We start from the raw sequence: 6,702 nt of genomic DNA, 5'->3' as shown, positions 1-6,702 counted from the left end.
TACATACCTTCATATCAGCAGATAATTTTGGCTTTCTTCCCATAGAAAAATCCCACCTCCATAGATACACGTTTATTTATTTCGTGTGTCCACTTTAGTGGGATCATATCACTCCATCCTCTTTTCTATCTGTTTATTTTAAATCGGAAGGCACTGTTACTTTTATATTAGCCGGATCTCCTATCACCACTTTTACACGGGTTTGAGAATACCATTCCACCAGCTGTGTATCATCCGTTGCGATCTTTTGTTCCTTTTTGGCCGCTTCATGACATTTCCTGATCAAATCCGTTTTAAAACATTGCGGTGTTTGTGCATTATACAATACATTACGATCCAATGTCGATACAACATAACCATTTTCTACTATTTTTACCGTATCGACACTTGGTACCATCAATACACAGGCATCCTCTTGTTCCAAAGTTTTCTTCAGTTCTTCGACTTGTTCCCTTTTCAAATACGGTCTGGCCGCATCATGAATAAACACAATAGGGTACTTTACCGCCTGCAATGCATTATACACACTTTCCTGTCTGGTTTTTCCACCCAAAACCAATTCGATTCGATCTTCTTTTTTATAACTCTGCATGGCTTCCATATCCTGTAAAGAACAAGTCAATACGATCTGTGTACAATCTGAATCCGATAAAAACAAATCTAAACTATGATCAAGAATTGATTTCCCGTCCATTTTATAGAGCACTTTATTATAAGGCAGCTTTGTACGAACACCTTGTCCGGCGGCCAGTAAACATACACTGTATTTCATGTTTATATTATATCAGATTCATATGACATTTGGTGTTATAACCAATTAAAAAAGAGAGCAGATAGCTCTCTTTGTCTTTACCTTTATACTAGCGATACCATTGGTTAAAAAAAGATGTTCTTAGGAACATCTCAAGAGATAAGCGTTCAAAAGCGTACTCAAGTTTAAGTACATATTTCAATCCATATCTAGCCTTACGGCTAGATAACAAAATTCGCTTGCGCATACAATAATAAGCACATATTTCAATCCACATCTTAGGTAAACCTAAGAAGACAGAACGCTTAACTTGTTTATATTATAATTTCTAACCCACGATATGTAAAGCGGATTAGGCACAAAAAAAATGGAGCCTTATGGCCCCAAGTCAAATATTACGAAGAGTTACAATCCTTAAGAATCAATTGCTATAAAATCAGCCCTCGATTTTCTTAAGCTTGAACCATACAACCTTTCCGGTACGGTCATCGTAGTACGTAAAGTAAGGCTCGTCTCCCTTTCCGTTTTCCAATAAGTCTTTTAACAGGTACTTATGTCCATCCGGCCCTTTGTACAAACGCTCCCCGTATTGATTGGTCAATACTTTAAACTGCTGCGGTATCTCATAAATACCTTCTTCGTAGCTTTCCGTGGCCGGTGCATCAGCCCATATCGGTTTGTACTCATGTGCCAATACTCCGTAAGATCCATAAAGTTTGATTGTTTCCATACTATTTACCCTCCCTGTATTTTTTATCGACAACGATGTCCATCATATCTCTGGCATCGATGTAAAACTTAGCGCTTGTTTCCGATTTCGCAATGCTCTCGACTACATCCTTGTAGTAAGGTTTTTCTTTTAAGATCTCAAACATTTTGATTCGTAGATTTTCTGCCCATGCGATTTGCTTTGGACTGCCCTCCAATTTTGCAAAGCCCAAGCAGTCTGCAATATCCGCATTTTTAGCAGATAGTTTAGCCTGTTTTTTCGCCCAGCATTCTGGGCAAAGATGCGTATCAAAATAGTAGTCCGCCTTTCTTTGCCGATCCACGGATGGGCCGTACACTTGTACTCTACCTTCGTGGCCGCAGCTAAATGTGCCGTATTTCCATGCCATAGTTACACCTCCTGTTTTTTGATTGTTTCGTAGTATAAGTTATTATCATAAACCTCAGCAGCTCGTTTGATCTTGATGACGGTACCTTTTCTTTTGCTGCTCTTGTTTATGGATACCTCATGATCAAACGCCTTTTCAATTTCTTCCAGATCATCCGATTTCAGGTACACCGGGTCGCCGCCAACTTCTTCATTCTCTTCGTTGTATCTGCGTACATCCAGGTAGTACATTTTGTCATCCAATCCGTTCTGCTCGTTCCATCCTTTAAGCATTTCTTTTCTCTTGTCCAGTAGGCTATTCATATCCTTTCGGATCAGATCCTTGATGTAGCCGCCTTTTGAGTTGACCGTTTCCAAATGGTAAATAATGTCCTTGTCAGTCTGCTTATTCAGTCGGATCGGTACGAGCACCGAATTTTTCTTATTATATTTATCATTTGCTTTTCGCTTTGCCTCCGTTGCCATCCTTGTTTCCTCCAGTCTTTTTACATCTTTATAATACAAGTATATACTTGTATAGTCAAGAGTATTTTTTACTTTTTTTGCACAAAAAAAACAGGGAGCCCGAAGGCTCCCCCATACAGTTAATAAAAATAGTTTAGTGGATCAACTATCTATTTAAAAATACTAAGCAGCTTGTTGACAAGCTTGATCAATAATGATACCAGCGTATTGATCAATCCACCATCGATCGTATCACCTTCTTCCGGTGTGTCCGGATCTGCTGGTTGATCCTGGATCACATCCAATTTGGCCTGTACCAATGCTACAAAGTCCTCCCATCCATCATTTAATATGTGATGCGGACAGTACTTATAAGATCCATTAGACATTGGCCAATCCTGATGCTTTTTCAGATGCGAAATATCCCACCCATATTTATTAAGGATAAGTGCAGCTGCCAGAGCTCCGTTATCTCTTGCCCTTTCCCAGCGTGGATCAGATGTGCCGGACTTGTCATTGTATGATCCATCGCCATCCGAGTCATACATATCACAGCAGATCTCAATGGCTATGGACTTACGGTTGCCCTCGCCCTCTGCACCATCTCCGGCGTGCCAGGCGTTACGGTTGAGTGGGATACCTTGCCACGCGCCTTGATCATCCACACTGAGATGCCAGGACTTTTGCTCATCGGTATTACCCATACTTTGATTGAGCTGTTGGGCCGTTGGATTGCCGTTGGTGCCGGCATTGTGGACCGTGACGTACTGTGGTGTCATCACGTAAGGGCATTTGTACTTATACCTGCTCTTGTCCACTAAAGCCGTGTGTACAGTCAGTCCATGATCCGATTCCAACAACACCGGTGCAAGATCCGGATCTTCCAAATCCCACTCGTCGTCTTCCGGTTCGTCCGGTGTCGGTGTATCCCCAGCACCCGTAGATGGACCTGGATTTTCTTCAGGCTCTTCTACTTCTTCCGGTTTTGCAAACGTGGCCCACGGCTCTACGCCCTGTGCCTCTGATCCGGATACAGCTAAAAAGATATAGTCTGATCCTTCCTGCCATACGATATAGCGGTGTCCATTGCCAACCCATTTCCAGTAGTACCGGATTTGCGCACCTGGTTGATAGGTTCGGACGATCTCACCATTTGGCCCATTCCTACGAGCATTAACGCCGATATCTGTAGTAAGGGTAGCTATACCGTCTTCCTGTTCCAGCTCGCTTGTTGGTACGTTTACCGGAGTCTCTTCAATCTTACTAAACGTAGCCCAAAGCTCAACGCCCTGTGACTCGCTGTTTGAGATAGCGGCAAAGTAACGTATACTGCCCTCTACCCATGAGATATAGCGGTGGCCATTGCCCACCCACTTTTCGGTGTACTTTTGGACGTCCCCGGCGTTAAAGCGTTTACCGGTATCCGGCCCGGTCGGACTGTCCTTACGGATGATGATCTGATCATGCGTAAATGTAGCCAATCCAAGCTCAGCCTGTAACTGACTGACATTGTACTGATCCTGTACCATAAACTTAGGTCGCAGGTAGCCATAGATCGTACCCTGGTAAGACAGTGGATATAAAGTTGCTCTAGGATTGTTACAGCAGTTTTGTGTAAATGCTTGGCCGTTGCAGTATATAAAGATATGACCATACTGTGGATCGCCACCAGCCGATACTACGATATCGCCGTTTTGTGGCGCTGTTACTACGTTACAGATATTGAGGATACCGTTATTGGCTCTGTTAGTCCAATAGTCAATGGCGTTACCATACGCTTTGACTCCACAACCTCCATACTTCAAATAGGCTTTGATCAAGGATACGCACTGTCCGTCATACGGGGACTCCCAATTGACTGTAGTTCGGTTGGATTGATTTCCGTTAGTATCAAATACTTTACCCTGTGCATAGGCAAAGAAATTATCAAATACTGTCATAGCTAACACCCTCTATATATAAATAAGGAGAGCCAATCATCGGATTGACCCTCCATCTTTAAATACTCTTTCCTGGATTTCTTCCTTACAGCGCTCCATCTCACTGTTATTGTTACCATCTAAGGCATGGCTCAAAAGTGCATGGAGCGACTTTAAGGTAAGCGAGTTGATCTCCTGCTGCTCGATCATAGACTGGTTATCGTTGAGAAGCTTACTCTCACATTTGGCCATACGGTCCTCTAACTTGGTAAGCCGTATGTTTTGGTCCTTGTTTGGCTTGCTTGCCAGGTTGATCAACTTGCCGACCGCCACAATTGCGGTGCAAAGACTGCCAAGTGTAATGACCCCCGCGACTAGTGCATCGATGGTCATATTACTCACCGGCGGAGCTATCAGTCACCCCGCTCTTAGACCAGCCTCCGTTAAAGCCGTTGACGGCAGCCTCGATCAATGTTTCCAGCTCTGTCGCCGATACATTGATACCCTGTTCGGCCAACAGTGCAGATGCACGTTCAAGGGCCATATCCAGCTTTTCCTGGCCATGCAGATCCTTGCAGATCTGTTCCACATATTGGACAGTGGTGGCCACTACGTCCTTTTTAGTCTGTGTATCTACGTATTGTGTGTATAGCTTTTTGATTTGATAGCCGATGATTCCGGCCACGACCATGACAATAGTTCCAGCCAACTGTAATACGGCCGGCATCAATACTTCCATTACTTGTTCCATATCTATTCCTCCTATGCAGTTACAAAGTAGTGTCCAACTAAAGCATCAGGAGAGTAATACAGCTTAACCTCCTGTCCGTACAATTCCTCCGGGTTGGCAACTCCGCCTCGTTTACAGAGGTACAGTTTGTCTCGCCAGGAGTAGTACTTACCATATATACAAGTAAATCCACTTGTCGTTACGGATTCCGGTACCGGGATCGGATCATCGATCGTACCCTCGTGCCCATCTTTATCCAACTGCTCAAAGAGCGTAGGATCTTTACCAGGCCAGTAGTCAGTACTCTTGTTATGCCCTTTGGCACATTTCCAGAGCTTGTCATTGTAGTTCAGGCGTTCCCCCTCCGGGATCCACTCGCCATTATTCAGATCTTCCCAGTTGGCAAACAGGCTCTTATGATCTAAGGCGTCTTCGTCCGGCATATTGTCGGTGGCGTATTTCAGAGCAAACTCCTGATCATCCGTAAACGGATCTTCCGGGAGCTTATCGAGGGTGATCTGATAAATCACTTTGTCATCGCCTCCAACGGTCATATTAAAGGCTTTGACGATCGTATAGCCCTCATAGGTTGTGTCAGAATACGTAAACGACTCGCAGCCTCTAAACGCCTCGACAATGGCATCCATAGACTCATCGCACATAAAGGTAACGACCAATTGCTCATTGATCTGCTGGATCAGCTCGTTGCATAAAAAGATTGGTAAATCACCGATGAGGATATCTCGCGATGGCTCCTCATAGACCGGCATTTCTTCCAAAATTTCATCTTCCATACTTTTTCCTCCATAATAAAAAGCATGTACAGAAAGGAGCTATACATGCTTTACAAACAACTATTAAATTCCTGGCTCGCAGATCAGGAAATCTACAAAAAAGGCGGTACCTATACCGTCTATTACAATGTCGCTCACAATCAGATCCTACCGCATTTAGGTAATATGGACGTGGATCAGATCGACAGTGAGATCCTTCAGGATTTTGTACTCGGTCAACTCGATCATGGCCGAGTTGACGGTAAAGGCGGTATCGCTAAAAGTTATGCTGACAGCATCATCAGCGTTTTAAAGCTCTCCCTCAATCGTAAAGACCTCGAGATCCGCTTACCCTACAATCCACCTAAGGAGGTCGAGATCTTTGACAAATCAGATCAGATCGCATTGATCAATCACCTCCAAACTGAGATTAGTTACAAAAACTTTGGTATATTACTCGCTATCCATACCGGTATCCGCATCGGAGAGCTCTGCGCTCTCAAATGGTCCGATATCAACTTTGACTGCCAACTCTTACATATCAACAAGACTATGAGTCGGCTTTACACCAAAAAGGATGGCTCGCGTCTTGTCATTACCTCGCCCAAATCTAAGGCAAGCATCCGCACCATACCTTTAAATAAATGGATCATGCAGTTTGCCGTACTGCTGCGAGGCGAGCCGGATGAGTACCTCATTACCGGCAGAGAGCAGCACATCGAACCTAACAAGTACCGTCTATTTTACAACAGAGTCTTAAAAGAGCTTGAGTTACCGCATCATAAGTTCCACGCACTCCGGCACACCTTTGCGACGAGGTGCATTGAGTGTGGCTGCGACTACAAGTCGCTTAGCCAGCTGCTTGGCCACAGTAATGTAGCCATAACCATGAGCATGTACGTCCATCCGCAACTGGAGCTCAAGCGTAAATGCGTTGAGTTACTCGCCGATTACTATCAGCATTAAAT

The 6,702-nt window shown here is 44.0% G+C and carries 9 protein-coding genes; 1 reads left to right on the top strand and 8 read right to left on the bottom strand.

Going from position 1 to position 6,702, the window contains the following annotated elements:
* Positions 1–133 precede the first annotated feature (133 nt).
* The 8 genes from ispD to ACTQX6_RS10330 all read right to left on the bottom strand — a co-directional run bounded on the left by ispD (position 134) and on the right by ACTQX6_RS10330 (position 5,623).
* Complete coding sequence (gene ispD, locus ACTQX6_RS10365) at positions 134–772, bottom strand: 2-C-methyl-D-erythritol 4-phosphate cytidylyltransferase (protein ID WP_168965250.1); 639 nt, start codon at positions 770–772, stop codon at positions 134–136.
* A 415-nt stretch (positions 773–1,187) separates the two neighbouring features.
* Entirely contained in the window at positions 1,188–1,481 is a 294-nt protein-coding gene (locus ACTQX6_RS10360; protein ID WP_441657450.1) for a hypothetical protein, read from the bottom strand.
* A gap of 1 nt (position 1,482) precedes the next feature.
* Positions 1,483–1,869: a hypothetical protein gene (locus ACTQX6_RS10355; protein WP_441657451.1), complete on the bottom strand. Its 387-nt coding sequence runs from the start codon at positions 1,867–1,869 to the stop codon at positions 1,483–1,485.
* A gap of 2 nt (positions 1,870–1,871) precedes the next feature.
* On the bottom strand, positions 1,872–2,333 hold the full coding sequence (locus ACTQX6_RS10350; protein ID WP_441657452.1) for a hypothetical protein: 462 nt from the start codon (positions 2,331–2,333) through the stop codon (positions 1,872–1,874).
* 149 nt (positions 2,334–2,482) lie between these two features.
* Positions 2,483–4,252: a peptidoglycan recognition protein family protein gene (locus ACTQX6_RS10345; protein ID WP_441657453.1), complete on the bottom strand. Its 1,770-nt coding sequence runs from the start codon at positions 4,250–4,252 to the stop codon at positions 2,483–2,485.
* 36 nt (positions 4,253–4,288) lie between these two features.
* Entirely contained in the window at positions 4,289–4,483 is a 195-nt protein-coding gene (locus ACTQX6_RS10340) for a hypothetical protein (protein ID WP_441657454.1), read from the bottom strand.
* 142 nt (positions 4,484–4,625) lie between these two features.
* The gene (locus ACTQX6_RS10335; RefSeq protein ID WP_441657455.1) at positions 4,626–4,982 is read right to left on the bottom strand and encodes a phage holin, LLH family; all 357 of its coding nucleotides are present in this window, start codon (positions 4,980–4,982) and stop codon (positions 4,626–4,628) included.
* Positions 4,983–4,993: 11 nt separating this feature from the next.
* Positions 4,994–5,623, bottom strand: a complete 630-nt coding sequence (locus tag ACTQX6_RS10330) for a hypothetical protein (protein WP_441657456.1) — start codon at positions 5,621–5,623, stop codon at positions 4,994–4,996.
* Between the two features lie 177 nt (positions 5,624–5,800).
* Between ACTQX6_RS10330 and ACTQX6_RS10325 the strand changes: the two genes are divergently transcribed.
* Positions 5,801–6,700 carry a tyrosine-type recombinase/integrase gene (locus ACTQX6_RS10325; RefSeq protein WP_441657457.1) on the top strand — a complete coding sequence of 300 codons (900 nt, stop codon included), beginning with the start codon at positions 5,801–5,803 and terminating at the stop codon, positions 6,698–6,700.
* Positions 6,701–6,702: the final 2 nt, after the last annotated feature.

Source organism: Faecalicoccus sp. LCP19S3_E2 (assembly GCF_052121255.1).
Lineage (GTDB): Bacteria > Bacillota_I > Bacilli_A > Erysipelotrichales > Erysipelotrichaceae > Faecalicoccus.
This window is presented reverse-complemented; position numbering and strand designations above follow the sequence as displayed.

Coding starts and splice junctions, on each gene's coding strand:
- ACTQX6_RS10330 (WP_441657456.1), bottom strand. CDS start 5,623: ATGTGCGATGAGTCTATGGATGCCATTGTCGAGGCGTTTAGAGGCTGC.
- ACTQX6_RS10345 (WP_441657453.1), bottom strand. CDS start 4,252: ATGACAGTATTTGATAATTTCTTTGCCTATGCACAGGGTAAAGTATTT.
- ACTQX6_RS10355 (WP_441657451.1), bottom strand. CDS start 1,869: ATGGCATGGAAATACGGCACATTTAGCTGCGGCCACGAAGGTAGAGTA.
- ACTQX6_RS10335 (WP_441657455.1), bottom strand. CDS start 4,982: ATGGAACAAGTAATGGAAGTATTGATGCCGGCCGTATTACAGTTGGCT.
- ACTQX6_RS10325 (WP_441657457.1), top strand. CDS start 5,801: ATGCTTTACAAACAACTATTAAATTCCTGGCTCGCAGATCAGGAAATC.
- ACTQX6_RS10350 (WP_441657452.1), bottom strand. CDS start 2,333: ATGGCAACGGAGGCAAAGCGAAAAGCAAATGATAAATATAATAAGAAA.
- ispD (WP_168965250.1), bottom strand. CDS start 772: ATGAAATACAGTGTATGTTTACTGGCCGCCGGACAAGGTGTTCGTACA.
- ACTQX6_RS10360 (WP_441657450.1), bottom strand. CDS start 1,481: ATGGAAACAATCAAACTTTATGGATCTTACGGAGTATTGGCACATGAG.
- ACTQX6_RS10340 (WP_441657454.1), bottom strand. CDS start 4,483: ATGGCCAAATGTGAGAGTAAGCTTCTCAACGATAACCAGTCTATGATC.